Annotated in this window: 3 protein-coding genes; 1 reads left to right on the forward strand and 2 read right to left on the reverse strand. The window is 63.4% G+C overall.

Annotation, left to right across the window (positions count from 1 at the left end):
* On the forward strand, nt 1-467 hold a 467-nt coding region (locus AC3IFE_RS34770), incomplete at its 5' end, for a GMC oxidoreductase (protein WP_489194995.1).
* Between the two features lie 47 nt (nt 468-514).
* Here the strand turns inward: AC3IFE_RS34770 and AC3IFE_RS34775 are convergent.
* Nucleotides 515-1,942 carry an aldehyde dehydrogenase family protein gene (locus tag AC3IFE_RS34775; RefSeq protein WP_489195089.1) on the reverse strand — a complete coding sequence of 476 codons (1,428 nt, stop codon included), beginning with the start codon at nt 1,940-1,942 and terminating at the stop codon, nt 515-517.
* Nucleotides 1,943-1,980: 38 nt separating this feature from the next.
* Nucleotides 1,981-2,787 (reverse strand): ABC transporter permease, encoded by an 807-nt coding sequence (locus AC3IFE_RS34780; RefSeq protein WP_089470265.1) that lies wholly within the window; start codon nt 2,785-2,787, stop codon nt 1,981-1,983.
* Nucleotides 2,788-2,814: the final 27 nt, after the last annotated feature.

Below are 2,814 nucleotides of genomic sequence, written 5' to 3' on the forward strand. Positions count from 1 at the left end.
CTGCCACCCTGGCGGACGCGAATTTTTCCGCAGCCCTCGGGCCACACTTTCCTTCGAGCTACTCGACGCGGGTTGCATCCGTAGCGCGCCCGGGCGCATGGAACGCAATACAGCGCGGGACACTGAGCGCACTACTCGACTTCGCCGGACCGCTGCGGGCAACGCTCATCGAACGTGTCGTCACGGCGCGCATTTCACTCGACACACTGCTGATGGACGACGCCGCAATGACGGAATTCGTCGTGCGATCGGTCGGCGGAACATGGCATCCGTCGGGTACGTGCCGGATGGGAGCGGCCGACGATCCGCTCGCCGTCACGGCATCGGACGGTTCGGTACACGGTGTCGAGGGGCTGTACGTTTGCGACGCATCATTGATGCCGTCGATCCCGTGCGCGAACACGAATGTGCCGACGATCATGATCGCCGAGCGGGTCGCAGATGGCTTGCGCGGACGGACCGCATAACGTTCGGACAGTTGCGGCGGCAGACCACGCCGAAGCCGGCGATAGGCTCAATGTCCGTACCCGACGATGCCCTTCACCTCGAGAAACGATTCGATTCCCCACTCGGCGTACTCGCGTCCATTGCCGGACTGCTTGTAGCCGCCGAACGGAGCGCCCGGATCCCACTCAGGATAGTTCAGATAGATACCGCCTGCGCGCAGCCTGAACGCCACCCGACGTGCCCGTTCGATATCGGTTGACTGGACGTAGGCGGCAAGGCCATAGGGACTGTCGTTCGCAATGGCGATCGCGTCCTCGTCGTTTCGGTACGGCAGGATTGCCAGCACGGGGCCGAAAATCTCCTCGCGTGCAATCGTCATGTCAGGACGCACGCCGGCGAATACGGTCGGTCGCACGTAGTACCCACGCTCGAGCCCGTCGGGCCGGCCAAGGCCGCCCGCGACCAGCGTCGCCCCCTCGGCAATACCGGCCGCGATCGACCGTTGGATACGCTCGAATTGCACGTCGCTGACGACAGGCCCCATCGTAACGCCCGCTGCATCGGCAGGCCCGACACGATGCGCAGCTGCCGCGCGACGAGCAATCGCGATTGCTTCCTCATGCCGCGACGCGGGCACGAGCATCCGCGTCGGCGCATTGCACGATTGGCCGCTGTTGCTGAAGCAGCTATTCACCCCCTTCGTCACGGCGATCTCGAAATCGGCATCGTCCAGCAGCAGATTCGCGGATTTTCCGCCCAGTTCCTGATGGACGCGCTTCACACTCGCCGCCGCGACCGTGGCAATCTGAACGCCTGCTCGCGTCGAGCCCGTAAACGACACCATGTCGACGTCCGGATGCGCGCAAAGCGCCGAGCCGACCGTCGGGCCATCCCCCTGCACAAGGTTGAACACGCCGGCCGGCACGCCTGCCTCATCGAGCACCTCGGCGAAGATCGTTGCGTTCAGCGGAGAAATCTCGCTGGGCTTGAGCACTGTCGTGCAGCCGGCAACGAGCGCCGGCGCGACCTTGCAGACGATCTGATTCATCGGCCAATTCCACGGCGTGATCAGCGCGACGACGCCGACGGGTTCATAGCGCACGAGCGTCGTCCCCTTGCGGCGCTGCCACGCGAAGGTTTCGCACGTACGCAGCAATTCCTCGAGATGCCGACGGCCGAGTCCCGCCTGCCATTCGCGCGCGAACTGGCGCGGCGCACCGATTTCGCGCGAGATTGTGTCGGCGATGTCGTCGTAGCGAGTCAGATACACGTCCAGTATCCGACGCACGAGCGCGACGCGTTCCGCTGGTTCCGTCAGCGAAAATGTCGCGAACGCGCGCTTCGCGGCGGCCACCGCCCGATCGACATCGCGGGCATCGCCAAGCGCGACGTCGGCGAACGGCACTTCGGTGCAAGGATCGGTTACTGCAAGCCGCTCGTTGCCGGCGGGCGCGACCCACGCACCGTCGATGTAGAAGTTCAACGCATTTCTCATGCAGGTTTCCCGTTCGATATGAAGGATGTCTGATGGCGTCATACCCGTGCCGCCTGCGCCGAACCACCGCCACGCCGGCTAACGACGACGATCAATACGAGCATCAGCGTCAGCGCCGTCAACATGGTGCTGATAGCGGCGATCGTCGGGTCGATCTCGTCTCGCAACGTCACGAACATCCGCCGCGTCAGCGTCTGATTTGGGCCGCCCGATACAAACAACGCAACGACCGTCTCGTCGAGCGCCTGGATGAACACGAACACCGCGCCCGAGATCACGCTCGAGCGGATCTGCGGCAGCGTGACGGTCAGGAAGCTGCGCAGTCGATTCATCCCGAGACTACGCGCCGCCATTTCCTGCGCATGATCGAACGAGCGCAGGTCCGCACCCACCGCGATCACGACGTACGGCAGTCCGAGCATCGTATCGGCAAGGATCAGACCGCCCAGCGTATTCACGTAGTCGAGTTGCGAATAGACGAAAAACACGCCTATCGCGACGATGATGATCGGCACCATCAACGGCAGCATCAAAACCGTCCGCAGCCGACGGATCCACACATGTGTGCCGTGTTCGATCCCGTACGCCGCGGCAATGCCCACGGGCGTCGCGATTGCCGTTGCAAGGAACGATGCGGCGAGTGTCGTTCGAGCAGCCGCCAGCCAATCCGGGTTGCCGAAGAATGCCTCGTACCAGCGCAACGATAGCGCGGGTGGCGGAAAGGTCATGAAGCGCGTATCGGAGAACGACAGGGGTACGACGATGATCACCGGAATCATCAGGAATGCGAGGATCAGCACGACCAACGTAATCAGGAGTCCGCGCGTGAATGGATTCGGCTTCACTTTGCCCCCAGGGTCTTGTCGAGCGGA

Source organism: Burkholderia sp. APQ4-4ca (assembly GCF_057837105.1).

Bases quoted from the DNA above. Each gene is read 5' to 3' on its own strand.
- AC3IFE_RS34775 (WP_489195089.1), bottom strand. From the start codon at position 1,942: ATGAGAAATGCGTTGAACTTCTACATCGACGGTGCGTGGGTCGCGCCC.